Below are 26,771 nucleotides of genomic sequence, written 5' to 3'. Positions count from 1 at the left end.
CACCCCTTCTTTCCCGGAAAAGTTTAACGAGAATATTTCTCTACGATAAGATGTTCTTCAATCGGAATCTGAATATCTTCACGGGTTGGCATGTTGATTACAGTCCCTGTGATGCTGTTGATATCCAGGCTTAACCATGCAGGAACAGCACGATCCTTTAAGGATTCGGCCATTTCCTTGATTCTATTGTTGTCTTTGCTGCTTTCTTTAATCGAAATTGCTTCGCCAGTGCTGACGAGATAAGATGCAATATCGACGCGTTTGCCATTGATTGTGATATGACCATGTGTCACAAGCTGACGTGCTTCGGGTCTGGATGAAGCAAAGCCAAGTCTGAAAACAACATTATCCAAACGGCGTTCCAATAAACGGAGAAGATTTTCCCCGGTCATACCTTTTTGACGGGCAGCTTTGTCGAAATATCCACGGAACTGTTTCTCAAGAACGCCGTAGATCCTCCGGACTTTCTGCTTTTCTCTGAGCTGAATGCCGTACTCAGTCGGTTTTTTGCCTCTAGCCTGTCCGTGCATGCCCGGAGCATACGCCCGACGGTCCACAGCACATTTATTGGTATAGCAGCGATCCCCCTTCAGGAATAACTTCTGACCCTCACGCCGGCACAGACGACATACTGATTCTGTATATTTAGCCATGTTTTACACCCCCTATACTCTTCTGCGTTTGGGCGGCCGACATCCGTTATGCGGTACCGGAGTTACGTCCCGAATAAGGTTCACTTCCAGACCTGCCGCCTGCAATGCTCTGATTGCGGCTTCACGGCCTGATCCTGGACCTTTGACAAAACATTCAACAATTTTGAGCCCATGCTCCATTGCTGCTTTGGCAGCTGTCTCTGCAGCCATCTGCGCAGCAAAAGGTGTGCTTTTACGTGATCCTTTGAAACCCAAAGAACCGGAACTGGACCAGGAAAGTGCGTTTCCGGTCGTGTCTGTTATGGTGACAATCGTATTATTAAAAGTCGACTTAATATGTGCTATGCCGCTTTCAACATTTTTACGTTCTCTTTTTCTGGTACGAACAACTTTACGAGCCATGCTTCAATGCCCCCCTTTACTTTTTCTTCTTTCCGCCAATTGCTCTTGCGGGACCTTTGCGTGTACGGGCATTGGTTTTGGTCCGCTGTCCGCGCACAGGTAGTCCACGACGATGGCGAAGGCCACGATAACTGCCGATTTCCATCAGTCTTTTAATGTTAAGGGACACTTCCCGACGCAGATCGCCTTCGACCTTGTATTCTTTATCAATTGTTTCCCTGATCTTGGCGACTTCGTCGTCTGTAAGATCTTTGACCCTGGTGTCAGGGTTAATCTGTGTTTTTGTCAGGATTTTTTTGGATTGAGAATTGCCGATACCATAGATGTAGGTAAGTGCAACCTCAACACGTTTGTCCCGAGGTATATCCACCCCTGCGATACGTGCCATCTAAATTTCACACCCCCATGTTCGATAATTAGTTCCAGTTACTTGATTTTCATATTTAGCGTCCGACTTTGTTAGTGTTAATCCGGTCCAAAGGCGACAACCCGCACATATTGCTAATCGATATTCTAAGTTCGTTGTCCGGTATTGTCTGCTAGATCTTTGATGCTTAATCATCGACCTTCGAACCTCGAACTTCATCCTCGATTTAGCCCTGGCGTTGCTTATGTTTCGGATTTTCGCAAATAACCATTACTTTTCCGTGCCGTCTAATAATTTTACACTTTTCACAAATCGGTTTCACAGAAGGTCTTACTTTCACCTGTGATTCCTCCCTTGTCCTTACTTAAATCTGTACACAATTCTTCCTCTGGTCAAGTCATAGGGAGAAAGCTCCACCGTGACCCGATCTCCAGGCAAAATTCTGATAAAATGCATCCGAATCTTGCCGGAGACATGCGCCAGTACCTTATGACCATTGTTTAATTCTACCGTAAACATTGCGTTCGGCAATGGTTCCAGTACTTTGCCTTCGACCTCAATCACATCTTCTTTTGACATTTGCGCCTATCCCTCCTTTGACATTTATTTACCGGTCTTCAGCCTTCAATTCGAGTTAGTATTTCCGGGCCATTTTCAGTGATGGCCACTGTGTGTTCAAAATGCGCCGATGCTCGGCGATCTTTCGTTACTACAGTCCACTGGTTCTCAAGAGTCTCAACCTGATAGCCTCCTAAGTTGACCATTGGTTCTATCGCCAGGACCATTCCTACCTCGAGTCTCGGCCCCCTGCCGGGTTTGCCAAAATTGGGTACTTGAGGTTCTTCATGCATTTTTCTGCCGATTCCGTGACCTACATAGTCCCGAACGACCGACATTGTATTCTCTTCTACATACGTCTGAATAGCGTAGGATATATCAAACAGCCGATTACCTTTCAGCGCCTGGGCAATTCCACACCTGAGAGATTCTTCAGTCACTGCCAGCAGATTCTGAAGTTCCCTGCTGATTTCTCCTACCGGCAGTGTGATCGCAGAATCACCGACGTATCCGTCAATGATTGCCCCGCAATCAATACTGATAATATCTCCAGTTTTCAGGGCCCTTAAACCCGGGATCCCATGCACCACTTCTTCATTAATCGAAGTACATAGTGTTGCGGGGAAGCCGTTATACCCTTTGAAGGCAGGAATCGCATTGCATTTGCCAATGTAATCTTCCGCTGCTCTGTCCAGTTGTTCCGTAGTTACTCCCGGGGCAACCATTTCCCGCATCAGTTCCAGAGTTTCTGCCACGATCCGGCCAGCTTTCCGCATGCGGCCAAGCTGTTCCTTACTCTTCAGTTCAATCATGGCTTCTTACTCCAACACGCTGAGAACATTGCTGAAAACCTGCTTAATTTCTTTATCCCCTTGAATTCTCTTGAGCAAGCCTTGGTTGTTATAATATGCAATCAGGGGTTCAGTCTGTGTATTATATACCTTCAGCCGATTTTGTGCTGTTTCAAGTGTGTCATCGCTTCTCTGGTAGAGTGCACCACCGCACTTGTCACAAACGTCCTGTTGTTTAGGAGCGTTGAAGACAGTATGGAAGGTTGCACCGCACTGTTTGCAGACTCTTCTTCCGGTGAGCCGTTCCAAGAGATCTGCTTCGCCCAGTTCAATGTTGATAACTCCATCCAGGGCAATTTTCATGTCGCTTAAGATTTTCGCCAATGCATCCGCCTGGGCAGCCGTACGGGGAAACCCGTCCAGAAGGAAACCATTTTGACAATCAGCCTGAGCCAATCTGTCGGCTACAATCCCAATCGTTACTTCATCCGGGACAAGGCCGCCGGCATCCATGTATTCTTTGGCCTTCATTCCCAGGGCAGTCTGTTCCTTGATTGCGGCTCTGAACATGTCCCCAGTTGAAATGTGGGGTATATGATAATGCTCAATGAGCAAATCGGCTTGTGTTCCTTTTCCTGCTCCAGGAGGACCCATGAGTATCATTCTCATCTCGATAGCCTCCTACTTTAAAAATCCTTGATAGTGACGCTGCATCAGCTGATTCTCCATCTGTTTCATCGTATCAAGAGCAACGCTGACCACAATCAGCAGGGATGTTCCACCTAAATAGATGTTATCTATTCCGGTGAATCCCATGATCAGACTGGGGAGAACAGCAATTAGTGCCAGGAATATCCCACCTGCCAAAGTCACTCTGCTCAGGATTTTAAACAAATAATCTGAAGTCGGACGACCCGGACGAATTCCGGGAATAAAACCGCCGTACTTTTTAAGATTATCCGCGACATCTACAGGATTAAAGGTAATTCCTGTATAGAAATAGGTAAAGAAAATAATGAGCAATGCATACATGATCAAGTACGGTATTGAATAGGCTGAGCCGTTCATTTGCAGCCATTTCTGGGCAAAAAGAGCGAAGGCTGAGTCCTGTGGGAGCCAGGTCGCAATGGTTGCCGGAAAGGCCATTAAGGAAATACCGAAAATAATCGGAATGACGCCCGCCTGATTAACTTTTAATGGAATATGAGAGCTCTGTCCACCGTATTGCTTGCGGCCGACGACTCTTTTGGCATATTGAACCGGAATTCTTCTTTGGCCCTCCTGGATAAATACAACAGCGGCAATAATCAGCGCTGCAATAACCACTAAGCCTACGATTGATATCCAACCGATTTCGCCAACCTGCAGCAGCCCAACCAAGTACTTGATTGCATCTGGAATCCCAGCAACAATACCGGCAAAGATAATGAGTGAGATGCCATTGCCAATGCCTTTTTCGGTGATCTGTTCGCCCAGCCACATCAGAAAAGCTGTACCTGCGGTCAGTACGATTGCAATCATAATGTAAATTAGAATCCTAAGCGACTCTTGAGGAATCGTAAGCGCACCTCTTAAGCCGATGGTCAGTCCAAAACCGTTGATGAAGCCAAGTACAACCGTACCATAGCGGGTATACTGAACAATCTTTTTTCTGCCCTGATCGCCCTCTTTTGATAGTCTTTCCAAATAAGGAATGACGACCGTTAAGAGCTGAATAATGATCGAGGCAGTGATATAGGGCATGATACTTAATGAGAATACAGAGAAGCGTTTCAGGGAGCCACCAGAGAATGTGTTGAAGAAATCAAACAATCCTCCACTGCCCATCATGTTTTGAAGCACTTCACGATCCATAAACGGAATCGGGATGTGAGACCCAATCCTAAAGATCAGAAGCATAAGCAAGGTGAACCCTATTTTCTTTCTAATGCTCGGAACTTTCCAGGCATCCTTCAGGGTTTCAAGTATCAATTTATTCCACCTCTACTTTTCCTCCGGCAGCAGTAATCTTCTCTGCTGCTGTTTTGCTTACCTTATGAACTTTTACGGTTAATGATTTGGTCAATTCCCCGTCTCCGAGTACTTTGACACCATCCTTGACTTTATTGATGAGTCCAGTCTCAAATAAAGCTTCAATGGTAACTTCTTCACCATTTTCAAATCTTTCTTCAAGATCGGATACATTGATGACCTCATATTCTTTTCTAAAATTATTTGTAAAACCGCGTTTCGGGAGTCTGCGGGTAATGGGCATTTGGCCACCTTCGAATCCGGGACGGACACCGCCGCCGGAACGGGCTTTCTGACCCTTGCTGCCACGGCCGGCTGTATTTCCAAGTCCTGAGCCATTGCCTCTTCCAACACGTTTACGTGATTTTGTCGAACCTTCTGCAGGTTTGAGTTCATGGAGTTTCAATATGGACACCTCCTTACTTGGTGCTGCGATACATTATTTTAGAGTATTTCTTCCACTGCCTTGCCGCGGGCTTTGGCAACGTCGACGTCGCGCTTCAGCGCCTTGAGGCCAGCCATCGTTGCATTGACAACGTTATGAGCATTGGAAGATCCCAGTGATTTTGTGAGTATATCTTTAACCCCTGCTACTTCGAGTACAGCACGCACCGGACCACCGGCAATAACTCCAGTACCTTTGGCAGCGGGTTTCAGCAGAACCTCGCCGGCACCAAATTGGCCGAGAATCGGATGCGGGATCGATGTTCCTTTTAAAGGTACAGCAATCAGATTCTTTTTAGCATCTTCTACGCCTTTACGAATAGCCTCCGGAACTTCGGTTGCTTTTCCGAGTCCTGCGCCGACAATACCATTGCCGTCGCCGACGACAACCAGAGCACTGAAGCTGAAACGTCTTCCGCCTTTGACAACTTTAGCAACACGGGCAATGTGTACAATTTTCTCGGTGAGCTCCAGTTTACTAGGATCGATATTTGACAATGATTTTCCCTCCTTTTCTAAAGATTAGAAGTCAAGTCCTGCTTCTCTAGCGGCTTCGGCCAGAGCTGCAACTCTACCGTGATATAGGCTGCCGCCGCGGTCATAGACCACTTTGGTGATTCCTTTATCCAGCACTTTTTTCGCAATGAGTTCGCCAACTTTTTTAGCTCCCTCAACGTTTCCTCCGGACAGCTCTGCTGCTTTAAACTCAGCATCGAGAGAAGAAGCTGCAGCCAGGGTGATTCCAAGGTCATCGTTGATAACCTGGGCATAAATATGGTTTAAGCTTCTAAATACTGCCATACGCGGTCTTTCAGCTGTGCCCTGGATTCTTTTACGGACACTTTTATGCTTATGTTTCAAAATTTTTCTGCGGTCACTCTTTTTAATCAAGCTTTTTCATCCTTTCTACGCGGCAAGAGATTTTGCCCTTACCTTATTTCTTACCGCCGGTTTTACCTTCCTTGCGGCGGATGACTTCTTTTTCGTATTTAATCCCTTTACCTTTATACGGTTCCGGTTCACGTTGCTTACGAACATCTGCAGCAAAATTACCGACTTGTTCCTTATCGATTCCTTTAATGATCACCTTGTTCGGTGCAGGAACTTCGATTTCAATCCCTTCATAGGGTTCCATTTCAACCGGATGAGATTTGCCGACAGTAAGCACAAGTTTTTTACCTGAAAGAGCAGCACGATAGCCTACTCCGACAAGGTCCAAATTCTTGCTAAACCCGTTCGATACACCTTCCACCATATTGGCAAGAAGGGTGCGGGTCAGTCCGTGAAGCGAACGGTAGAAAGGTTCGTCGTTGGGACGGGTAACGCTGATTGTATTTTCTTCTACTTGAATACCGATTTCAGGCCGGAATTCTCTGGTAAGCGTTCCTTTGGGGCCTTTAACGGTAACGACCTGACCTTCTTGTTTAACTTCCACCCCGCCTGGAATGGTGATTGCTTTTCTACCAATTCGAGACATATTCTACACCTCCATCCTTTACCAAATATAGCAGATAACTTCTCCACCCAAACCTTCACTGCGTGCTTGTCTGTCAGGCATGATGCCTTTGGAGGTAGATATCACAGCAACGCCCAAACCTCCTAAAACCTTAGGAATCTGGTCTTTTTTTGCATAAACTCTTAAACCGGGACGACTGATACGTTTCAAACCGGTAATGACTCTTTCCCGGTTAGGGCCGTACTTGAGGTATAATCTCAAGACCCCCTGTTTATTGTCATCAATATATTCATAATCCTTGATAAAGCCTTCCTGTTTCAGCAGTTCGGCCAGAGCCTTCTTGATACTTGAAGCAGGAATTTCTACTTTATCGTGGTAAACCATCCCGGCATTCCGGATCCGTGTCAGGAAATCGGCAATAGGATCTGATGTTGTTGACACTTTTATTTCCCCCTTTCTCCAATAATGCTTACCAACTAGCCTTCGTTACACCAGGCAGTTCGCCTTTATAAGCCAGTTCTCTGAAGCATATCCTGCATATTCCAAATTTCCTCATATAAGCATGCGGGCGGCCACATATTTTGCAGCGGTTATGCACACGTACAGAATATTTTGGTTGGTGACGAACAATCATCGACGTCTTGGCCATATCTTAAGCCTCCTTCATATCTAGTCCTTAAACGGCATTCTGAATGCTTTAAGCAGCTCTTTTGCTTCTTCATCCGTATTGGCCGTTGTTACAAAGACGATATCCATACCTCTAATTTTATCAATTTTGTCAAAATTAATTTCCGGGAAAATGAGCTGCTCTTTAATGCCGAGGGTATAATTGCCTCTGCCGTCAAATGCCTTGGCGGATACTCCCTGAAAATCTCTGACACGAGGAAGCGCTACGTTCAGCAGCCTGTCAACAAACTCATACATCCGGTCACCTCTTAAAGTAACCTTCACGCCAATCGGCATGCCTGCACGAAGCTTAAATGCTGCGATCGACTTCTTCGCCCGTGTTACGACCGGTTTCTGACCCGTAATCGTCATGAGATCATCTACAGCGGAATCTATGGCTTTCGGATTTTGAATCGCTTCTCCCAAACCTATATTGATAACCACTTTTTCCAAACGCGGTGTTTGCATGATATTCTTATAATCAAATTTTTTCTGCAGAGCCGGGGTTATCTCATTTTTATAATAATCTCTTAAGCGAGCCACCAGAGTACCTCCCTTCCAGAATTACTTCTTATTTTCTTCCGGCAAATTGTGTCCGCAATTCTTGCAGACTCTCACTTTACCTTCTCCAGTAATCTTAACACTCTTCCTGGTGACAGAATTACATTCTGTGCAAAACAGCATCACATTGGAGCTGTGAATCGGAGCTTCTTTATCGACAATTCCACCTTGGGGCATATCTTTGGTCGGTTTCTGATGTTTCTTTACAACGTTGACCTTCTCGACCACAACTCTGCCCTTCTGGGTTAGAACTTCAAGAACCTTGCCTTTTTTTCCGGCGTCCTTGCCGGTTATCACCATGACCATATCGCCTTTTCTGACGTTTACTTTTGTTCTTTCGGCGGACATTATTTATTCACCTCCGTCCGGTTTTTTCTATAGTACTTCCGGTGCCAGCGAAACGATTTTCATGTAATCTTTTTCTCTGAGTTCACGGGCAACAGGTCCAAAAATACGCGTTCCTTTCGGACTCTTGTCATCTTTGATAATAACTGCTGCATTTTCGGAGAATCGAATATATGAACCGTCTGGTCTTTTAATTTCTTTGGTAGTACGGACAACAACAGCTTTGACAACATCACCTTTTTTGACAACGCCGCCTGGTGTTGCTTCTTTAACCGCAGCAACGATGATATCACCAATTGATGCGTAACGACGTTTAGAACCACCCAACACACGGATACATAAAAGTTTTTTTGCTCCGGTATTATCTCCCACTTTAAGGGTTGATTCAGCCTGAATCATTGGGCGGAACCTCCTTTCTTAGCTGCTTGATATTTCCTTGGCTTAGAGAATAACCGCTTTTTCAACAACTTTGACCAGTCTCCAGTTCTTTTCTTTGCTTAACGGTCTGGTCTCCATAATCAGGACGGTATCCCCTAGTCTAGCCTCGTTATTCTCATCATGCGCCTTATATTTTTTGGTAACCTTTACTGTTTTATGATAGATTGGATGTTTTTTTCTGGTTTCAATTGCAACAACAATCGTTTTATCCATTTTATCGCTGACAACTTTGCCATATTGCGTTTTGCGCATTGTTCTTTCCAATGTTTTTGCCTCCTTTCCTACCTTAAGCACGTTTGAGCTCGCGCTCACGGAGAATGGTTTTGCCTCTCGCGATCCCTTTACGGACCTCTTTGATCCGCATCGGGTTATCAAGTTGTCCGGTAGCTAATTGGAAACGCAAATTGAATAATTCCGTTTTGAGCCCGTCAATCTGTTTCAGGAGCTCTTCATCGGTCATATCAGGGAAATTCTTATTCTTCGCCATCTGCGCCACCTCCAACCTGTTCTTCAGCCTGATCCTCTTTGCGGACAAACTTGCATTTAATCGGAAGTTTATGAGCTGCGAGCCTTAACGCTTCACGGGCAACTTCCTCAGAAACACCGGCCAGTTCAAACATGACTCTGTTGGGTTTGATAACAGCAATCCAGTATTCCGGAGTACCTTTACCACTACCCATTCTGGTCTCAGCCGGTTTTGCAGTTATCGGCCTGTCAGGAAAGATATTTATCCATACTTTACCGCCACGCTTAATGTAACGGGTCATTGCAATACGAGCTGCCTCAATCTGCCGGTTGGTAACCCAGGCATTCTCGAGCGCCATAAGTCCATATTCACCGTAAACTACTTTAGTACCTCTCTGAGCCTTTCCTTTAAGGCTCGGACGATGTTGTTTACGATGCTTTACTCTGGTTGGTACTAACATTTTATAATCCTCCTTCCTCCTGAACGGACTTCTTGGTCGGAAGAACTTCTCCACGGTAAATCCATACTTTTACGCCGATTTTGCCATACGTTGTATTGGCTTCGGAAAATCCGTAGTCAATGTCTGCGCGCAGCGTATGAAGGGGGACTTTTCCCTCGTTATACCATTCTGTACGGGCAATTTCAGCTCCACCCAGACGTCCGCTGCATGAAATCTTGATCCCTTGAGCGCCTGCACGCATGGTGCGACCTACGGTCTGTTTCATCGCCCTCCGGAAAGAAATACGTTTTTCAAGTTGCTGAGCGACACTGTCAGCCACCAGCTTGGCATCCAGTTCAGGCTTTTTAATTTCAACAATATTAACTGCAACCTGTTTGCCGGTCATTGTTTCTAATGCCTTGCGCAGGTTCTCGACTTCAGCGCCACCGCGGCCAATTACGATCCCGGGTTTTGCGGCATGAACAGATACTTTGACCCGGTTTGCAGCGCGCTCTATTTCAACTTTAGGAACTCCTGCTTGTTGGAGTTTGTTGGTTACAAATTTACGGATTTTTAAGTCTTCGTGGAGGAGCTCCCTGTAGTTCTTATCAGCATACCAGCGGCCTTCCCACGAACGGATAATGCCAATACGAAGACCTTTGGGGTTAACTTTTTGACCCATGCTTTGCCTATTCCTCCTTCTTATCCCCGACGACAACGGTAATGTGACTGGTCCGTTTGCGGATCCTGTCAGCTCTTCCCTGCGCCCGAGGCATGATACGCTTTAAGGTTGGTCCTTGATCAACGAATACTTTGGTAACATACAGATCATCCGGACTCATTTCCAGGTTGTGTTCCGCGTTTGCTACTGCTGACTTCAGCACCTTGCCAACCGGTTCAGCAGATATATTCGGCGTAAATTTCAAGATCGCCATCGCTTCTTCAACTTTCTTACCGCGAATCAGATCTACAACCAGGCGCACCTTGCGAGGAGAGATACGGATAAATTTAGCAACTGCTTTTGTTTCCATTTTTCTTTACCTCCTCTCAACTAGCGTAAGCCGCTCGATTTTTCACTTCCGGCATGTCCTTTGAAAGTCCGGGTCAGTGCAAATTCACCAAGTTTATGCCCAACCATATCTTCTGTAATATAAACAGGTACATGCTTGCGTCCGTCATGGACGGCAATCGTATGACCAATCATCTGCGGGAAAATGGTGGATCGTCTGGACCAAGTCTTCAATACTCTCTTCTCGCCGTTTTTATTCATATCTTCCACCCGTTCTAACAAACGAGCGCTGACATAAGGTCCCTTTTTTAGAGATCTGCCCATTATGAGGTCTCCTTTCGCTTACTTCTTATCTCTACGCTTGACAATGAACTTATTGCTTTGGTTCTTCTTTTTCCTGGTCTTGGCGCCAAGGGCGGGTTTACCCCAAGGAGTGACAGGATTACGTCCAATCGGGTTACGTCCTTCACCACCGCCGTGGGGGTGATCACACGGGTTCATGACTGAACCACGGACTGTCGGACGAATCCCAAGCCAACGGGATCTTCCGGCTTTACCGATCGTCACGTTTTCATAATCCAAGTTCCCGACCTGGCCAATCGTGGCCCGGCACTCGATGTGGATCATTCTCATTTCTCCCGACGGGAGTCTGAGTGTTGCATAACTGCCTTCTTTGGCCATCAACTGAGCTGATCCACCGGCTGAACGGACTAACTGGCCGCCTTTGCCGGGTTTCATCTCAATATTATGAATCAGTGTTCCGACCGGAATATTCTTAAGCTTTAACGTATTGCCGGCTTTAATATCGGCCTGTTCGCCGCTTACAATTTCCTGGCCCACCTTAAGTCCATTGGGAGCAATAATGTAACTTTTAAAGCCGTCAGCATAGTTCAGAAGAGCGATGTTAGCAGAACGGTTCGGATCATATTCAATGCTAGCAACTTTGGCAGGAACGCCATCTTTGATTCTTTTAAAATCTATCAGACGATAACGTCTCTTATGACCGCCGCCTTGGTGACGGACTGTCAAACGTCCTGTATTATTCCTTCCAGCCTTCTTGCGCAGGGGGGCGATAAGGGAACGTTCAGGCTCATTCCTGGTAATCTCATCGAAATTCAGTACAGTCATCTGTCTGCGTCCCGGAGATGTTGGTTTGTACGATCTAATTGGCATTTTTTTCTACCTCCTTTGCCTTAAAACTACAGACCTGCAAATCCTTCAATTTTGTCGCCGGCCTTCAGGGTTACGATAGCTTTCTTCCTGGTAGGTGTCATGCCCGAATAACGGCCCTGACGTTTTTCTTTTCCTTTAACCTTCATGGTGCGAACGTCATCAACTTTAACTTTGAACATTTTCTCTACAGCTGATTTGATTTCAATCTTATTAGCTGCAGTGCTAACCCAGAAGGAGTATTTGTTTTCCTCTACCAATCCGACCGATTTTTCAGAAATGACCGGTCGAATCAGTACGTCACGAGCATCACGCATTGCTCAGCACCTCCTCAGTCCTCATCACAGCCGCCTTGGTAAATACCACAAAATCATATTTCAAAAGATCTATAACATTTAAGGCATCTGCTCTTGAGGTAAGCACTCCCTGAATGTTGCGCGCAGAGACCAGAACGTTATTATCGTCATTGTTCTCGACAACGAGAAGCGCTTTTTTATCAATTTTCAGAGCTTCCAAAAGTTTAACCATTTCTTTGGTTTTTGGCTGCTCAAAGCTGATTTGATCAACCACGATCAGGCTGTTGTCAATCACTTTGCTGGAAAGCGCAGAGCACAGAGCCAGTCTCTTCACTTTCTTAGGAAGCTTTTTACTATAGTCTCTCGGTTTTGGTCCAAATACGATGCCGCCGCCTCTCCAGAGCGGTGAACGGATCGTGCCGGCTCTGGCCCGACCTGTTCCTTTTTGTTTCCAAGGCTTGCGACCGCCGCCTCTGACTTCGCTCCGACCTAATGTAGAATGGGTGCCGACTCTGGCGTTGGCCAGCTGGGCTACAACAGCGGAATGCATAACATGGGTATTGGGCTCTATTCCAAATATCGTTTCATTTAATTCCATTTCTCCAACCGGAGATCCTTGCATATTTACAACCTGTACCTTAGGCATTGCTTTATCCTCCTTTCCTTACGGATTATTTCGCTTTAACCGATTCTTTCAGTATCAGCAGGCTTTTTTTAGCACCAGGTACGCATCCTCGAATAAGGATGTAGTTTTTATCAGTATCAACCCTTACAACTTCAAGGTTTTGAACCGTAACTCTTTCTCCACCCATCCGTCCAGGTAAATTTCTTCCCTTGAAAACACGAGCTGGCCCTTTCGCGCCCATGGAACCTGTACGGTGATGATATTTTGATCCATGACCCATGGGTCCGCGGCGGGCTCCATGACGCTTATGCATACCAGCAAAGCCCTTACCTTTGGAAGTTCCGACTACATCAACTTTGTCACCGGCTGCGAAGATATCTGCTTTGATTTCCTGACCAACTTCGAAGGAATCTGCCTCAGCAGTTCTGAATTCCTTGATGAAGCGCATGAATTTGACACCGGATTTTTTGAAATGACCTTTTTCAGGTTTAGTTGCAAGATTTTCTCTTTTCTCATCAAAACCAACCTGAATTGCATTATAACCGTCTGAAGCTTCAGTTTTTTTCTGCAGGACATAACAAGGACCGGCCTGAACAACAGTCACCGGAATCACTTTTCCGTCTTCTGCAAAAATTTGGGTCATACCCACTTTTTTACCCAGAATTCCTCTAGACACGACGCCACCTCCTGTACACTTTGAAGTGCACCGTCTGAAACGGGGCACGAGAGTGTAATCAATTAATATATTATATGCGTTTAGCAACACTTACCCCAAAGGTGTTCCACACCTCCGGGTGTTTCGTGTCACAAACATATCTATTCTACCACATATTCTAAAAAAACGCCAGACTCTAATTATAATTTAATTTCGATATCTACACCGGAAGGCAGATCCAGTCTCATCAGTGCATCCACTGTTTTCGAGGTAGGATCAATAATATCGATCAATCTCTTGTGTGTTCTCATTTCAAACTGTTCACGGGAATCCTTGTTGACATGCGGAGAACGTAAAATAGTGTAAATACTCTTTTCGGTCGGAAGGGGTATTGGCCCATTGACGCTCGCACCGGTTCTTTTCGCGGTATCAACAATTCTTTCTGCCGACTGATCAAGCGTTTTGTGGTCAAAGGCCTTCAGCCGAATTCTAATCTTTTGGTTCATTTCTTTACCTCCTAAATATATCGCCTGTTAAACAGGACTATTGGCGCAAAAATTCCCTGCCTTACGGCGGAGTCACCGAAGACAGCAACCTTTTGCGTAGAGAGCATCAGGGAAGCTGTGCAGACAATTTCTGGCAGCTTCCCTTAATATCAGCAGCTAATTATTCGACAACTTTGGCTACAACGCCGGACCCAACAGTACGTCCGCCTTCACGGATAGCGAAGCGGAGTCCCTCTTCCATAGCAATGGGGGTGATCAATTCGCACTCGATGGATACACGGTCACCAGGCATAATCATTTCTGTGCCTTCTGGGAGTTTGATTACACCAGTAACGTCGGTTGTTCTGAAGTAGAACTGAGGACGATAGTTGTTGAAGAACGGCGTATGACGTCCGCCTTCTTCTTTACTCAGAATGTAAACTTCACCGCTAAACTTCGTATGCGGTTTAATACTTCCTGGTTTAGCCAGAACCTGTCCGCGCTCAATGTCTTTACGCTCGACACCACGCAGCAGAGCGCCGATATTGTCACCGGCCTGAGCCTGATCGAGCAGTTTTCGGAACATTTCAACGCCTGTGCAAACACTCTTACGCGGTTTTTCAGAAAGACCAACGATTTCAATTTCATCGCCGACTTTAAGGACACCACGCTCTACACGGCCGGTAGCAACAGTACCACGACCAGTGATCGTGAAGACATCTTCTACAGGCATCAGGAATGGTTTGTCTACAGCACGTTCCGGTTGAGGAATATAGCTGTCAACAGCATCCATCAGATTCCAGATTTTGCCGCACCATTCGCAGTCTCTCTGTCCGCATCCGCACTCCAGAGCTTTGAGTCCGGAACCGGGAATAACAGGAATATCATCACCGGGAAATTCATATTCACTTAACAGCTCACGAACTTCCATTTCAACCAGTTCGAGAAGTTCAGGATCATCAACCATGTCAACTTTGTTCAGCCATACAACGATGTAAGGCACACCTACCTGACGGGCAAGAAGGATGTGTTCACGCGTCTGAGGCATCGGGCCGTCAGCAGCGGATACAACCAGGATGGCACCGTCCATCTGAGCAGCACCGGTGATCATGTTTTTAACATAGTCAGCATGGCCCGGGCAGTCAACGTGAGCATAGTGACGGTTTGCCGTTTCATACTCAACATGAGCGGTAGAAATCGTAATTCCGCGTTCACGCTCTTCAGGCGCTTTGTCGATCTGATCAAATGCAGTTGCAACAGCACCGCCGACCTTGGACAAAACAAATGTAATCGCAGCAGTCGTTGTCGTTTTACCATGGTCAACGTGGCCAATTGTACCTACGTTAACGTGCGGCTTGGAACGGTCAAATTTTTGTTTACCCATTTAAGTTTCACTCCTTAAATAAATTTAAAATGTTATTTTTTTGCAGTTAATTTCTATATTAAGCCCCCTGCCGCTTGGCAATAATACCTTCGGCAATATTTTTGGGCACTTCCTCATAGTGATCAAACTGCATTGAATATACGCCCCTGCCCTGAGTACGGGAACGGAGCTCTGTCGCATAACCGAACATCTCCGAAAGCGGCACATAACCACGAATAATCTGGGCACCCGAACGAGCTTCCATACCTTCGATTCTGCCTCGGCGCGAGTTCAAATCTCCGATGACATCGCCCATATATTCTTCCGGCACGGTGACTTCCACCTTCATCATTGGCTCCAGAATTGCGGGGTCTGCTTTGGCAGCCGCTGCTTTGAAAGCCATTGAACCGGCAATTTTGAAGGCCATTTCAGAGGAGTCGACATCATGGTAGGATCCGTCAACGACGGTCGCCTTGATATCCAGAACCGGATACCCGGCCAAGATACCATTTTGAAGGGCTTCTTCTATACCAGCACCGATCGGCGATATATATTCTTTAGGAATAACGCCACCGACAATCTTGCTTTCAAATACAAAGCCAGTGCCCTGTTCTAGCGGTTCGAATTCAACCCAGCAGTGACCATACTGTCCACGTCCACCAGACTGCCGAACATATTTTCCTTCTGCTTTGACATGCTTGCGGATCGTTTCCTTATAGGCTACCTGTGGACGACCCACATTACAGTCAACTTTAAACTCTCTCATCAGTCTGTCAACAATGATTTCCAGGTGAAGTTCTCCCATCCCTGAAATAATGGTTTGTCCGGTTTCTTCATCCGTACGCATCTTAAAGGTAGGATCTTCTTCAGCAAGCTTTGCGAGTGATCCGCCAAGCTTTTCCTGGTCAGCCTTTGTTTTAGGTTCAATTGCAATATGAATAACTGGTTCGGGGAATACCATCGATTCGAGAATAACGCGGTTCTTTTCATCGCATAACGTATCCCCTGTGCTGACATCTTTGATGCCGACAGCTGCAGCGATATCCCCAGCGCGGACTTCATCGACATCTTCGCGGTGATTGGCGTGCATCCGAAGAATACGGCCAATTCTTTCCTTCTTGCCCTTGGTCGAGTTCGTGATATAGGAACCCGCACTGAGCGTTCCGGAATAAACGCGGAAGAAGGTCAATTTTCCAACATAAGGATCCGACATAATTTTAAATGCCAATGCTGAAAAAGGTGCGTTATCATCGGAATGACGCACGTCTTCCTCACCGGTATCCGGATTGACACCCTGGATAGCCGGCACATCAAGAGGCGACGGCATATAATCGACGACAGCATCAAGCAAAGGCTGAACCCCTTTGTTCTTGAAGGATGATCCGCATAAAACCGGAATGAATTTTAAGTTAATTGTGCCTTTGCGGATCGCCTGCTTGATTTCCTGTTCGGAAATCTCTGCGCCCTCCAGATATTTCATCATCAATTCTTCATCGACATCTGAGACAGCTTCCAGCAATTTTTCACGGTATTCCTGCGCCAATTCCATCAGGTCTGCAGGAATATCGGAAACATCGCTTGCTGTGCCGAGGTCATCTGTGTATATTGTTGCTTTCATGGTAACCAAATCCACAATCCCGCTAAATTTGTCTTCAGTTCCAATCGGAAGCTGAATAGGAACAGGATTTGATCCCAGGCGGTCAACAATCATGGAAACTCCACGGAAAAAATCCGCACCGACTCTGTCCATCTTATTTATATAAGCGATACGAGGTACACCGTATTTGTCGGCCTGGCGCCAAACTGTTTCCGACTGAGGCTCAACCCCGCCAACTGAACAGAACACTGCTACAGCGCCGTCCAGCACGCGCAGAGAGCGCTCAACCTCAACAGTAAAATCAACGTGCCCGGGTGTGTCAATGATATTAACATTGTGCCCTTTCCATTGACAGGTGGTAGCTGCAGAAGTAATGGTAATCCCACGCTCCTGCTCCTGAACCATCCAATCCATCGTGGCAGCACCATCATGCACTTCACCGATTTTATGAACACGGCCAGTGTAAAATAAGATGCGCTCTGTGGTTGTGGTCTTTCCAGCATCAATATGCGCCATGATGCCGATATTCCGAGTTTTCTCCAAGGGAACTTGCCTTGCCACTTATTATCAGCCTCTCTATCCAGATAAATAAACTCTAAAGTAACCCCAAGCTAATCATTGTGATTACCAGCGATAATGGGCAAAAGCCTTGTTTGCTTCGGCCATTTTATGGGTATCTTCTTTTTTCTTATAAGAACCGCCAGTATTGTTGGCAGCATCCATTAGCTCTCCGGCCAGTTTTTCCTGCATGGTTTTTTCTCCCCTTTTACGGGCATACTCAACCAGCCAGCGCAGGCCTAGGGTCAGACGACGGTCCACACGTACTTCGATCGGCACCTGATAGTTGGCGCCACCGACTCTGCGTGCTTTGACTTCTAATACAGGCATAACATTTTTTAATGCTGTCTCAAATACTTCGATCGGATCTTTACCGGTCTTATCTTGAATAATCTGAAAGGCATTATAGCAATTCGATTCAGCAACACCTTTTTTGCCATCAAGCATAATCTGGTTGATAAATTTTGTGACGGTCTTATTCTTATAGATTGGATCCGGCAGGATCTCTCTTTTCGCAATATAACCTTTTCTGGGCAACTGTATTCCTCCTTTCTAAAAACACTGCAATAAAATTAGAGTGCAGCCAAAATATAACATATTTTAGGCTACGATACTTATACATTATTTTTTCTTAGGTCTCTTGGCCCCATACTTGGAACGAGCCTGACTTCGGTTTTGAACACCGGTTGTATCCAATGCCCCACGAACGATATGATAACGTACGCCCGGAAGATCCTTAACACGGCCTCCACGAACCAGAACTACGGAGTGTTCCTGAAGGTTATGGCCGATTCCAGGAATATACGTGGTTATTTCAATGCCATTGGTCAGGCGGACACGGGCTACCTTTCTCAGAGCAGAATTCGGTTTTTTAGGTGTTGTGGTATACACTCTCGTACATACCCCTCTCTTTTGCGGAGAACCACCCGAAGGAAAATCCTTGCGTTTCAGTGAATTATGTCCCCATTGCAGAGCAGGAGCGGTCGATTTTGCAATAACCTTTTCTCTCCCTTTGCGGATAAGCTGATGAATTGTCGGCATAACTGCACCTCCTTCCTGTAATAATTATTCTACAAAAATCAGATGGTTTTTGGCAACCAAGAAAGCTGTTTATAGGAACCCTAGTCATTCAGAATGGCTGCGACTGCAGCACCTACTTTAATACCACAGGCTTTACCCAATTCAGTCATCGTAGGAACTTCCTTGATTTCAATTTGTCTGACAGCACACATCTCCAGGATCGGGCGAAGAAGCTTTTGATCTGCATCCTTGGCAAGATAAATACTGCCGACTTCGCCTTTCTCCAGCGCCCGGCTGGTTTGTTTAAAACCAACCACAACTCTTTGCGTTTTTTTTATAGATTCATCAAGCATTTTAAAATGCTCTCCTCCCCTATTCTAAAATCAGACTATACTATTTTAGCAGTAGCCTATTTCCATGTCAAGAACACAATTGCTCTAGACTTCAGTCCTGGACTGAAGGGCCCCGCTGTCTGTGACCTTCAGGGTGCGGTATTTGGACATCCCGGTACCAGCAGGGATTAGTTTTCCGATGATGACATTCTCTTTCAGGCCAATCAGCGGATCGACTTTTCCTTTAATAGCAGCTTCCGTGAGTACTCTGGTTGTCTCCTGGAAAGATGCTGCCGAGAGGAAGGAATCGGTAGCGAGAGAAGCCTTGGTAATTCCGAGCAGAACCGGACGGCATTCAGCAGGTTCTCCGCCTTCCTGCAAGACTTTCGCGTTTTCCTCCTCAAACTCGAAGATATCGATCAGTCCACCGGGTAGAAGGCTGGTGTCTCCGGCTTCTTCTATCTTAACTTTTCTGAGCATCTGCCGGACCATCACCTCGATATGCTTGTCATTGATATCAACGCCCTGCAGACGGTATACCCGCTGCACTTCTCCGAGCAGATAGACCTGTACACCGATTATTCCCTTGATCTTCAGCGTATCATGAGGATTAATGCTGCCTTCGGTCAATTCGTCACCTGGGGAAATGACCTGGCCATTCTTGACTTTGAGGCGGGAACCAAACGGTATGGTATAGATTCCTTGTTCCCCGGTTTCGCTCGTGACTTCCACTTCTCTGCGGCCTTTGACTTCTCTAATCGTAATTGTGCCACTGATTTCGGAGATAATCGCCTGGCCTTTGGGCTTGCGTGCTTCAAACAGTTCCTCTACCCTCGGCAGACCCTGAGTAATGTCGTCTCCGGCAACACCACCGGTGTGGAAAGTACGCATCGTAAGCTGGGTTCCAGGTTCACCGATAGATTGGGCAGCGATAATGCCGACTGCTTCGCCGATTTCAACCTGACGTCCGGTGGCAAGGTTTCTGCCGTAGCATTTCTTGCAAACGCCGTAACGGGTCTTACAGTTCAGCACGGACCTTATCTCAACTTTGTCATAAACATCAGCAATCGCTTTAGCTTGTTCTTCACTGATTTCGTAATCGGGAGAAGCCAGCAGTTCGCCTGTTTCAGGATGACGGATCTCTCTTACCAGGAACCGTCCTACCAGACGTTCTTCCAGTTTCTCGATCATTTCACTGCCTTCCTTGATGTCTTCGACCATAATGCCTTTATCGGAGCCGCAATCATCCTCCCGGACAATGACATCCTGGGATACATCGACGAGTCTGCGGGTCAGATACCCGGAGTCGGCAGTTCTGAGTGCGGTGTCAGCCAAACCTTTACGCGCACCGTGCGAAGAGATAAAGTACTCCAACACAGTCAGGCCTTCACGGAAGTTGGCTTTAATAGGCAGTTCAATCGTTCGGCCTGACGGGTCTGCCATCAGTCCGCGCATCCCTGCCAGCTGACGCAGCTGCTGAATATTACCACGCGCTCCGGAATTGGCCATCATATAAACCGGATTAAACTTATCCAGTGATTCCATCAAAGCTTTCGTTACGGAATCATTGGCTTTAGTCCAGATTTCGATAACAAGGATCTTGCGCTCTTCATCGGTAATGAGACCGCGTCGGTACTGCTGTTCGGTCTTGGCAACAGCAATATCCGCCTCGGCCAGAATCGTTCTCTTGACTTCGGGAACCTGGATATCGTCAATACCGACCGTGACTCCGGCTCGTGTCGAAAACTTAAAGCCTAGATTTTTTATTCCGTCCAGCAATAAGGCTGTCTTCTCGTAACCGCAAAAACGGTAAGTCTTGGCAACAATTTTATCTAAAGACTTCTTAGTGACCATTTCGTTTATATAACCGGCTTCTTCAGGAATAACGGTATTGAAAATGAGTCTTCCTGTCGTTGTCTCCAGAAGTTTTCCATCCTTGCGCACCTTGATCAAGGCTTGAAGATGGACAGCTTTGGAATTGTACGCCAGAACCGCTTCATCCAGATCCTTGAAGATCTTGCCTTCACCAAGGGCTCCAGGTCTTTCCATTGTCAGATAGTAGCAGCCCAGAACCATATCTTTGGTTGGTGAAGCTACCGGGCGTCCGTCTTTCGGGTTCAGGATATTGTGCGCAGACAGCATCAGCAGCCGAGCTTCAGACTGGGCCTCAGCGGAAAGCGGCACGTGAACCGCCATCTGGTCCCCATCGAAGTCGGCATTGTAAGCCGTACAAACGAGCGGGTGAATCTGCAGAGCCTTACCTTCGACAAGGATAGGCTCAAAAGCCTGAATTCCAAGTCTGTGCAGCGTTGGGGCACGGTTCAGGAGCACTGGATGCTCAGCAATGACTTTTTCCAGGACATCCCATACTTCCGGTCTTACCCTTTCCACCATTCGCTTGGCGCTTTTAATATTATGGGCATAACCCTCATTAACTAAGTTTTTCATCACGAAAGGCTTAAACAGCTCAATCGCCATCTCTTTCGGCAACCCGCACTGGGAAAGCTTCAGTGTCGGCCCTACAACGATAACAGAACGGCCGGAATAGTCAACACGTTTTCCTAAAAGGTTCTGACGGAATCTTCCCTGCTTGCCTTTCAGCATATCACTCAACGATTTTAGCGGCCTGTTGCCGGGTCCGGTAACCGGCCGTCCGCGACGGCCATTGTCAATCAGTGCGTCAACAGCTTCTTGAAGCATTCTTTTTTCGTTCCGGACAATAATATCAGGAGCGCCAAGGTCAAGAAGCTTTTTCAGCCTGTTATTTCTATTAATAACCCTGCGGTACAGATCATTCAGGTCGGAGGTTGCAAACCTTCCGCCATCCAGCTGAACCATCGGCCGCAGTTCTGGTGGAATAACCGGGATCGCATCAAGAACCATCCATTCCGGACTGTTTCCGGACTGTTTAAATGCTTCGACAACTTCCAGACGTCTGATCGCCCTGATTTTCCGCTGACCGGACACTTCCTTAAGCTCGGTGCGAAGTTCTTCGTTCAGTTTATCCAGATCAATCTCGGTTAATAACGCCTTGATGGCCTCAGCACCCATCTCCGCCTTGAAGCCACTGCCGTATTTTTCCCTGGCCTCCCGGTATTCTGTCTCGGTAAGAAGCTGTTTTTTCATCAGGGAGGTATCCTTTGGATCAACAACGATATACGCGACAAAATATAGAACTTTTTCCAGGGAACGTGGTGACATGTCCAGCAGAAGCCCCATTCTGCTCGGAATCCCTTTGAAGTACCAGATATGGGAAACCGGCGCAGCCAGCTCAATATGTCCCATTCTCTCGCGGCGGACTTTAGACCTCGTTACTTCAACACCGCATCGGTCACAAATAATGCCTTTATAACGGACTCTCTTATATTTACCGCAGTGGCACTCCCAGTCACGGGTAGGGCCAAATATTTTTTCACAGAAAAGGCCTTCTCTTTCGGGCTTTAAGGTGCGGTAATTAATGGTTTCAGGTTTTTTTACTTCCCCATAGGACCATTTGCGGATCATCTCCGGAGAAGCCAACCCGATACGCATCCTCTCAAAATTATTCACATCAAGCACGGTATTCTCTCCTTTCGCCCATCAAGCTTTCTCGATCTAAACGCACACTTTACTTGTAATCCGGATCAAAATCATCATCCATGTTGTCGCTGAAATCATTGTCCAGATCATTAACAAGATCATTACCAAGGTCAGACTCGGGAACACTCAGGACAGGGAAATCTTCAGTTTTGTCATTCAAATCGCCATCCAAATCTTCATCAAGAGTCTCATCTTCATTATCATAGCCAATGCCGCTTTCGTCATTGGCATCAATCACGGAATACTGATCATCCATTCCCAGTTCATGGGCAACTTCTGTGACATCATCATCCAGATCCTTAATTTCAATTTCCTGATCTTCTTCCGAAAGTACGGAAACATCAAGTCCAAGGCTCTGCAATTCCTTGATGAGTACCTTAAACGATTCTGGCACACCCGGCTCAGGAATATTCTCACCTTTGACAATTGCTTCGTAGGTCTTGACCCTACCTACCACATCATCGGACTTAACGGTAAGTATCTCCTGCAGCGTAAACGATGCGCCATAAGCTTCAAGTGCCCAAACTTCCATCTCACCGAAGCGCTGACCACCGAACTGCGCTTTCCCGCCGAGCGGCTGCTGGGTGACCAGCGAGTACGGCCCTGTAGAACGGGCATGGATCTTGTCATCAACAAGATGGTGAAGTTTCAGCATATACATGTAGCCAACAGTAACTTCATTATCAAAAGGCTCACCGGTACGGCCGTCATAAAGAACGGATTTTCCATGTCCGGGAAGTCCGGCCTTTCTCAAGGTATCAAAGACATCATCTTCTCTGGCTCCGTCAAAAACCGGTGTGGCAATATACATGCCCAGTGCTTTCGCCGCCCAACCAAGATGGGTTTCCAGAACCTGTCCGATATTCATACGGGATGGAACACCGAGCGGGTTCAGAACGATTTCAATCGGCGTGCCGTCCGGCATAAAGGGCATATCCTCCTGGCGCATAATTCTGGAAATAACCCCTTTGTTTCCGTGTCTTCCTGCCATTTTATCGCCGACGGATATCTTACGTTTCTGGGCAATATAGACTCTTACGAGTTGGTTGACCCCAGGGGCCAGTTCATCGCCGTTCTCACGCTTAAATACTTTAACATCAACAACTTTTCCGGCCTCGCCATGCGGAACACGTAAAGAAGTATCCCTGACTTCTCTGGCTTTCTCACCAAAGATTGCTCTTAGCAGGCGTTCTTCAGCCGTAAGCTCCGTTTCCCCTTTCGGAGTAACCTTGCCCACTAAGATATCTCCAGGGCGCACTTCGGCACCGATCCGGATAATACCACGTTCGTCAAGATCTTTCAAAACATCTTCTCCGACGTTTGGAATATCTCTGGTAATCTCTTCAGGCCCAAGTTTGGTATCCCGGGCATCTGCTTCGTATTCCTCAATATGAATGGACGTAAAATAATCTTCTTTAACCAGCTTCTCGCTGATCAGAATAGCATCCTCATAGTTGTATCCTTCCCAGGGCATAAACGCTACCAGAACGTTTCGCCCGAGGGCAAGTTCACCGTTATCTGTTGACGGGCCGTCGGCAATTACCTGACCAGCATCGATTCTCTGGCCTTTGACAACAATCGGTTTCTGATTGATACAGGTTCCCTGGTTGCTGCGCGTGTATTTCAAAAGTCTATTCCGGGTTGTTGTACCATCATTGTTTTGAATGATGATCTCATCGGAAGTAACCCGTAAAGCAGTTCCTTCTTTTGGAGAAACCAGACAAACACCGGAATCAACAGCAGCCTTATACTCCATGCCGGTGCCAATATACGGCGCATCTGTTTTGAGTAGAGGCACAGCCTGGCGCTGCATGTTGGAACCCATCAGAGCACGGTTAGCATCGTCATGCTCGAGGAATGGAATCAAGGCGGTGGCAATCGATACCATCTGCTTCGGCGATACGTCCATATACTGAATGTTTACCGGCGGAACCAGGACGAAATCTTCACCGTGGCGCGCTTCGATCTTTTCGCTTAAAAACTCCCCATTTTCACCAACCGCGGCATTGGCCTGGGCAATAATATATTTTTCCTCTTCATCAGCTGTTAAGTAATGGATCTCATCCGTCACTTTGCCATTTTCTACTTTGCGGTAAGGTGCCTCAATAAAGCCATACTCATTAATGCGGCCATATGTGCTGAGTGAACCAATCAAACCAATGTTTGGACCTTCAGGCGTTTCAATCGGGCACATCCGGCCATAGTGGGAATGATGCACGTCACGCACTTCAAATCCGGCTCTCTCTCTGCTTAAACCGCCAGGTCCCAGCGCGCTGAGACGGCGTTTATGCGTGAGCTCGGCCAGCGGATTGGTCTGGTCCATAAACTGCGACAACTGGCTGCTGCCAAAAAACTCTTTAATCGCGGCCACGACTGGACGTATATTGATCAGTACCTGAGGCGTAATTCCCTCAATGTCCTGAATCGTCATTCTTTCTCTTACCACTCTCTCCATACGGGAGAGACCGATTCTAAACTGATTCTGAAGAAGCTCGCCAACCGAACGCAAACGTCTGTTACCAAGATGATCAATATCATCAATATGTCCTTCACCATTGATTATTTTAAGCATCCGAGAAATCGATGCGATGATGTCCTCAGGTGTCAAATGCCGTATGTTTTTGGGAATATCCAAACCCAGTTTGTTATTCAGCTTATAACGACCTACTTTTGCCAGATCATATCTTCTAGGATCAAAGAACAAGGATTCCAGAAGACTGCGGGCACTCTCCACCGTAGGCGGTTCTCCAGGACGAAGACGTTTATAAATCTCAACCAGCGCTTCTTCTGTTGATTCCGTATTGTCTCTTTCCAGCGTAATTTTAACGTTCTCATTGTCAGCGAACGCTTCGAGAATCCGGCCATTGGTTGAATAGCCTAGGGCTCTGATCAGTACAGTAGCCGGTAGTTTACGGGTTCTGTCAACCCGGACAAAAATATTATCATTAATATCTGTCTCAAATTCCAGCCAGGCACCGCGGTTCGGAATAATCGTTGCGCCGTAAAGCTTTTTACCGCTGGTGTCGATTGTTTCAGAATAATAAACGCCGGGTGATCTTACCAACTGACTGACAATAACACGTTCCGCACCATTAATAATGAAGGTGCCTTTATCGGTCATCAGGGGAAAGTCCCCCATGAATACTTCCTGCTCTTTAACCTCTCCTGTTTCCTTATTAATAAGGCGTACTTTGACTCTGAGAGGCGCTGCAAACGTAACATCACGTTCTTTACATTCCTCGACCTCATATTTTGGATCGCCGAGGCTGTAGTCTATGAATTCCAAAACCAGATTTCCGGTAAAATCCTGAATTGGGGAAATGTCGCGAAACATTTCGCGCAGCCCTTCCTTCAGAAACCACTCGTAGGAATTCTGTTGAATTTCGATTAAGTTGGGCATATCCAGAACTTCCCGAAGCCTCGCATAACTTGCCCGTTCTCTTGTTCCAACTTTGATAGGATTCACCATGCCGTTTCACCCTTCCAGTGTTTTTTCCTGATCGTTCCAACAGAAAACTAGATAATCAAGAAATAATTATAATTGTTTGCGAATACCTTAATACAAATATCCATTACTATCCAAACACCAAAAAGCAAAGAGCAGATAGGCATAAACAACCAAAAGCAAGGCTTTTGGGAAAAAACCTCGCTTCAATGTTTATGGAGCTGCCTCACATGAGATGCAATACATCCACACTATTATCTCCCAACTTTATTGGTTTGTCTTAGCTTAAGATCACAGTGACAGTTATTAATCCTAACAAGTATACCGATATTTGTCAAGTATATTTTATTTACTAATCATCATTCCTGCAACATTTTTCTGGCATTATAGGTTAAATATCTATTATTATATATTAAATTCCAAAAAGTTAAAGGCATTTAGATATTTTTTGCCTGTTTCTACATTCCATTAGTCTGGTTCAGAACACATTTGACATCCGCGAGCACCCGGCGTCAAATAAAAACTGAACCGGCTTAAGCATGGCCGGTTCAGTCTGCGGTACATTTTTGTTTCAGATTATTTTACGTCTACGCCGGCACCAGCTTCAACAAGTTTAGCTTTGATGGCTTCAGCTTCTTCTTTGGCAATTTTTTCTTTGACAGGTTTCGGTGCGCCGTCAACAAGATCTTTAGCTTCTTTTAAGCCCAGGCCAGTGATTTCACGGACAACTTTGATGACGTTGATCTTTGCAGCACCAGCGCTGGTCAGGATAACATCAAATTCTGTTTGCTCTTCAGCAACAGGAGCAGCAGCACCAGCTGCCGGGGCAGCCATAACAGCTGCGGGAGCAGCAGCGCTTACACCAAACTCTTCTTCGAAAGCTTTAACGAGCTCAGCAAGCTCAAGAACAGTCATACCTTTTACGGCTTCTAAAATTTCAGCAGTTTTGGACATTAGAATATCCTCCTTAAAATAATTCACATATTTTTTATTTTTGTTTTGACCAGTCATTAGATCTGTTAACATCCGGTACCGTCCAAA

At 46.3% G+C, this 26,771-nt stretch carries 36 protein-coding genes; all 36 read right to left on the bottom strand.

Annotated features, from left to right (window positions below):
- Positions 1-23: 23 nt before the first annotated feature.
- The gene (gene rpsD, locus OKX56_RS13315; RefSeq protein ID WP_019225217.1) at positions 24-653 is read right to left on the bottom strand and encodes a 30S ribosomal protein S4; all 630 of its coding nucleotides are present in this window, start codon (positions 651-653) and stop codon (positions 24-26) included.
- Between the two features lie 12 nt (positions 654-665).
- Positions 666-1,055 carry a 30S ribosomal protein S11 gene (rpsK, locus tag OKX56_RS13310; RefSeq protein WP_015043918.1) on the bottom strand — a complete coding sequence of 130 codons (390 nt, stop codon included), beginning with the start codon at positions 1,053-1,055 and terminating at the stop codon, positions 666-668.
- A gap of 16 nt (positions 1,056-1,071) precedes the next feature.
- A complete protein-coding gene (rpsM, locus tag OKX56_RS13305) occupies positions 1,072-1,443 on the bottom strand; it encodes a 30S ribosomal protein S13 (protein WP_015043919.1) in 372 nt (123 codons plus the stop codon).
- 205 nt (positions 1,444-1,648) lie between these two features.
- Positions 1,649-1,762, bottom strand: a complete 114-nt coding sequence (gene rpmJ / locus OKX56_RS13300; RefSeq protein WP_021315208.1) for a 50S ribosomal protein L36 — start codon at positions 1,760-1,762, stop codon at positions 1,649-1,651.
- Between the two features lie 20 nt (positions 1,763-1,782).
- On the bottom strand, positions 1,783-2,001 hold the full coding sequence (gene infA / locus OKX56_RS13295) for a translation initiation factor IF-1 (protein ID WP_015043920.1): 219 nt from the start codon (positions 1,999-2,001) through the stop codon (positions 1,783-1,785).
- A 38-nt stretch (positions 2,002-2,039) separates the two neighbouring features.
- Positions 2,040-2,792, bottom strand: a complete 753-nt coding sequence (map, locus tag OKX56_RS13290) for a type I methionyl aminopeptidase (RefSeq protein ID WP_019225216.1) — start codon at positions 2,790-2,792, stop codon at positions 2,040-2,042.
- Positions 2,793-2,798: 6 nt separating this feature from the next.
- Positions 2,799-3,440: an adenylate kinase gene (locus OKX56_RS13285; protein ID WP_019225215.1), complete on the bottom strand. Its 642-nt coding sequence runs from the start codon at positions 3,438-3,440 to the stop codon at positions 2,799-2,801.
- A gap of 12 nt (positions 3,441-3,452) precedes the next feature.
- Positions 3,453-4,742 carry a preprotein translocase subunit SecY gene (gene secY, locus OKX56_RS13280; protein WP_015043923.1) on the bottom strand — a complete coding sequence of 430 codons (1,290 nt, stop codon included), beginning with the start codon at positions 4,740-4,742 and terminating at the stop codon, positions 3,453-3,455.
- Between the two features lies 1 nt (position 4,743).
- Positions 4,744-5,187 (bottom strand): 50S ribosomal protein L15, encoded by a 444-nt coding sequence (rplO, locus tag OKX56_RS13275; RefSeq protein ID WP_015043924.1) that lies wholly within the window; start codon positions 5,185-5,187, stop codon positions 4,744-4,746.
- A 38-nt stretch (positions 5,188-5,225) separates the two neighbouring features.
- Entirely contained in the window at positions 5,226-5,723 is a 498-nt protein-coding gene (rpsE, locus tag OKX56_RS13270) for a 30S ribosomal protein S5 (protein WP_015043925.1), read from the bottom strand.
- A gap of 24 nt (positions 5,724-5,747) precedes the next feature.
- Positions 5,748-6,116 (bottom strand): 50S ribosomal protein L18, encoded by a 369-nt coding sequence (gene rplR / locus OKX56_RS13265; protein WP_019225214.1) that lies wholly within the window; start codon positions 6,114-6,116, stop codon positions 5,748-5,750.
- A 43-nt stretch (positions 6,117-6,159) separates the two neighbouring features.
- A complete protein-coding gene (rplF, locus tag OKX56_RS13260; protein ID WP_019225213.1) occupies positions 6,160-6,702 on the bottom strand; it encodes a 50S ribosomal protein L6 in 543 nt (180 codons plus the stop codon).
- Positions 6,703-6,720: 18 nt separating this feature from the next.
- On the bottom strand, positions 6,721-7,122 hold the full coding sequence (gene rpsH / locus OKX56_RS13255) for a 30S ribosomal protein S8 (protein WP_015043928.1): 402 nt from the start codon (positions 7,120-7,122) through the stop codon (positions 6,721-6,723).
- A gap of 28 nt (positions 7,123-7,150) precedes the next feature.
- Positions 7,151-7,330 carry a type Z 30S ribosomal protein S14 gene (locus tag OKX56_RS13250; RefSeq protein WP_015043929.1) on the bottom strand — a complete coding sequence of 60 codons (180 nt, stop codon included), beginning with the start codon at positions 7,328-7,330 and terminating at the stop codon, positions 7,151-7,153.
- A gap of 20 nt (positions 7,331-7,350) precedes the next feature.
- A complete protein-coding gene (gene rplE, locus OKX56_RS13245; protein WP_015043930.1) occupies positions 7,351-7,890 on the bottom strand; it encodes a 50S ribosomal protein L5 in 540 nt (179 codons plus the stop codon).
- Between the two features lie 21 nt (positions 7,891-7,911).
- Positions 7,912-8,256, bottom strand: a complete 345-nt coding sequence (gene rplX, locus OKX56_RS13240) for a 50S ribosomal protein L24 (protein WP_015043931.1) — start codon at positions 8,254-8,256, stop codon at positions 7,912-7,914.
- 27 nt (positions 8,257-8,283) lie between these two features.
- The gene (rplN, locus tag OKX56_RS13235) at positions 8,284-8,652 is read right to left on the bottom strand and encodes a 50S ribosomal protein L14 (protein WP_015043932.1); all 369 of its coding nucleotides are present in this window, start codon (positions 8,650-8,652) and stop codon (positions 8,284-8,286) included.
- A 42-nt stretch (positions 8,653-8,694) separates the two neighbouring features.
- Positions 8,695-8,955 carry a 30S ribosomal protein S17 gene (gene rpsQ, locus OKX56_RS13230; protein ID WP_015043933.1) on the bottom strand — a complete coding sequence of 87 codons (261 nt, stop codon included), beginning with the start codon at positions 8,953-8,955 and terminating at the stop codon, positions 8,695-8,697.
- A gap of 22 nt (positions 8,956-8,977) precedes the next feature.
- Complete coding sequence (rpmC, locus tag OKX56_RS13225; RefSeq protein ID WP_015043934.1) at positions 8,978-9,178, bottom strand: 50S ribosomal protein L29; 201 nt, start codon at positions 9,176-9,178, stop codon at positions 8,978-8,980.
- Positions 9,165-9,617, bottom strand: coding sequence for a 50S ribosomal protein L16 (rplP, locus tag OKX56_RS13220; protein ID WP_019225212.1), 453 nt, complete (start codon positions 9,615-9,617; stop codon positions 9,165-9,167). The genes rpmC and rplP overlap by 14 nt, the downstream gene beginning before the upstream one ends.
- 1 nt (position 9,618) lies before the next feature.
- A complete protein-coding gene (rpsC, locus tag OKX56_RS13215; protein WP_015043936.1) occupies positions 9,619-10,278 on the bottom strand; it encodes a 30S ribosomal protein S3 in 660 nt (219 codons plus the stop codon).
- A 7-nt stretch (positions 10,279-10,285) separates the two neighbouring features.
- Positions 10,286-10,627, bottom strand: coding sequence for a 50S ribosomal protein L22 (gene rplV, locus OKX56_RS13210; RefSeq protein ID WP_019225211.1), 342 nt, complete (start codon positions 10,625-10,627; stop codon positions 10,286-10,288).
- 20 nt (positions 10,628-10,647) lie between these two features.
- The gene (gene rpsS, locus OKX56_RS13205; RefSeq protein WP_015043938.1) at positions 10,648-10,929 is read right to left on the bottom strand and encodes a 30S ribosomal protein S19; all 282 of its coding nucleotides are present in this window, start codon (positions 10,927-10,929) and stop codon (positions 10,648-10,650) included.
- 18 nt (positions 10,930-10,947) lie between these two features.
- On the bottom strand, positions 10,948-11,778 hold the full coding sequence (rplB, locus tag OKX56_RS13200) for a 50S ribosomal protein L2 (protein ID WP_019225210.1): 831 nt from the start codon (positions 11,776-11,778) through the stop codon (positions 10,948-10,950).
- A 26-nt stretch (positions 11,779-11,804) separates the two neighbouring features.
- Entirely contained in the window at positions 11,805-12,092 is a 288-nt protein-coding gene (gene rplW / locus OKX56_RS13195) for a 50S ribosomal protein L23 (protein WP_015043940.1), read from the bottom strand.
- Positions 12,085-12,717 (bottom strand): 50S ribosomal protein L4, encoded by a 633-nt coding sequence (gene rplD, locus OKX56_RS13190; RefSeq protein ID WP_015043941.1) that lies wholly within the window; start codon positions 12,715-12,717, stop codon positions 12,085-12,087. The genes rplW and rplD overlap by 8 nt, the downstream gene beginning before the upstream one ends.
- Before the next feature lie 25 nt (positions 12,718-12,742).
- On the bottom strand, positions 12,743-13,372 hold the full coding sequence (rplC, locus tag OKX56_RS13185; protein ID WP_015043942.1) for a 50S ribosomal protein L3: 630 nt from the start codon (positions 13,370-13,372) through the stop codon (positions 12,743-12,745).
- 179 nt (positions 13,373-13,551) lie between these two features.
- Positions 13,552-13,857 carry a 30S ribosomal protein S10 gene (gene rpsJ / locus OKX56_RS13180; protein WP_015043943.1) on the bottom strand — a complete coding sequence of 102 codons (306 nt, stop codon included), beginning with the start codon at positions 13,855-13,857 and terminating at the stop codon, positions 13,552-13,554.
- A gap of 160 nt (positions 13,858-14,017) precedes the next feature.
- On the bottom strand, positions 14,018-15,220 hold the full coding sequence (tuf, locus tag OKX56_RS13175; RefSeq protein ID WP_015043944.1) for an elongation factor Tu: 1,203 nt from the start codon (positions 15,218-15,220) through the stop codon (positions 14,018-14,020).
- Positions 15,221-15,278: 58 nt separating this feature from the next.
- Positions 15,279-17,357, bottom strand: a complete 2,079-nt coding sequence (fusA, locus tag OKX56_RS13170) for an elongation factor G (RefSeq protein WP_019225209.1) — start codon at positions 17,355-17,357, stop codon at positions 15,279-15,281.
- Between the two features lie 63 nt (positions 17,358-17,420).
- Positions 17,421-17,891 carry a 30S ribosomal protein S7 gene (gene rpsG, locus OKX56_RS13165; RefSeq protein ID WP_015043946.1) on the bottom strand — a complete coding sequence of 157 codons (471 nt, stop codon included), beginning with the start codon at positions 17,889-17,891 and terminating at the stop codon, positions 17,421-17,423.
- 84 nt (positions 17,892-17,975) lie between these two features.
- The gene (gene rpsL, locus OKX56_RS13160; RefSeq protein WP_015043947.1) at positions 17,976-18,395 is read right to left on the bottom strand and encodes a 30S ribosomal protein S12; all 420 of its coding nucleotides are present in this window, start codon (positions 18,393-18,395) and stop codon (positions 17,976-17,978) included.
- A gap of 80 nt (positions 18,396-18,475) precedes the next feature.
- Positions 18,476-18,727, bottom strand: coding sequence for a L7Ae/L30e/S12e/Gadd45 family ribosomal protein (locus OKX56_RS13155; RefSeq protein WP_015043948.1), 252 nt, complete (start codon positions 18,725-18,727; stop codon positions 18,476-18,478).
- A gap of 84 nt (positions 18,728-18,811) precedes the next feature.
- A complete protein-coding gene (rpoC, locus tag OKX56_RS13150) occupies positions 18,812-22,264 on the bottom strand; it encodes a DNA-directed RNA polymerase subunit beta' (protein WP_019225208.1) in 3,453 nt (1,150 codons plus the stop codon).
- A gap of 49 nt (positions 22,265-22,313) precedes the next feature.
- Positions 22,314-25,754, bottom strand: coding sequence for a DNA-directed RNA polymerase subunit beta (gene rpoB, locus OKX56_RS13145; RefSeq protein ID WP_019225207.1), 3,441 nt, complete (start codon positions 25,752-25,754; stop codon positions 22,314-22,316).
- Between the two features lie 552 nt (positions 25,755-26,306).
- Positions 26,307-26,684, bottom strand: coding sequence for a 50S ribosomal protein L7/L12 (rplL, locus tag OKX56_RS13140; protein ID WP_019225206.1), 378 nt, complete (start codon positions 26,682-26,684; stop codon positions 26,307-26,309).
- Positions 26,685-26,771 lie beyond the last annotated feature (87 nt).

The organism is Dehalobacter sp., from assembly GCF_030063005.1.
In the GTDB taxonomy this organism is placed as follows: domain Bacteria; phylum Bacillota; class Desulfitobacteriia; order Desulfitobacteriales; family Syntrophobotulaceae; genus Dehalobacter; species Dehalobacter restrictus.
Note: the sequence above shows the minus strand (reverse complement) of the source record. Positions and strands in the feature narration are given on the sequence as shown.